The organism is Cupriavidus sp. 05T313 (assembly GCF_056396665.1).
The window spans coordinates 1-526 of record NZ_JBFTLX010000598.1 but is presented as its reverse complement, the minus strand read 5'-3'; the positions used below and the strand labels follow the sequence as shown (position 1 = coordinate 526).

Sequence of the window (526 nt, the reverse complement as noted above, 5' to 3'; positions counted from 1 at the left end):
GTTCATACACCAGGCCGGTGCCGTTGGGCACGAACTTGCCGCCGCGTCCCTCGGTGAGCTGGCCCATGGTGTCGAAGAAGTTCAGGCCCATGCCGCGGACCAGGACCGGTTCCCCGGCAGGGATCCGGGACCAGTCCACGTCCGCGGGAACGGCCGGAGGAAAGTACTGCAGGCCCAGTTGCCCGGCGGCGGCCTGGAGCTCGCGCTGTTCCGGGTTCAGCCGGGAGGGGATGTGCCCCAGTGCCAGCACCACGGAATTGGCGCGGATGGCGGCACCGTTGGCCAGGCCGACGTCGAACGTTCCGTCCCCCGCGGGACGCACCGATGTTGCCGCCGTTTCGTGGAATTCCACCGTGACGCCGTCGGATGCCTTGCCGAGCAGCTCTTCCACGGTGCAGCGGAGGTAGCGGCCGTAGATGGCACGGCTGGGGAAATCATTCGATCCCAGCACTGCCAGCTCCGCCCGTTCCTCCGCGGTGAGGGACGGCAGGGGGTCCCGCTGCTGGATGGCCCGCCACTGGTCGAA

The 526-nt window shown here is 68.8% G+C and carries 1 protein-coding gene; it reads right to left on the bottom strand.

Annotated elements, in window-relative coordinates:
• The coding region (locus AC1DKD_RS41935) for an FAD/NAD(P)-binding protein (protein ID WP_477144824.1) at nucleotides 1-526 on the bottom strand (526 nt) is incomplete at both ends.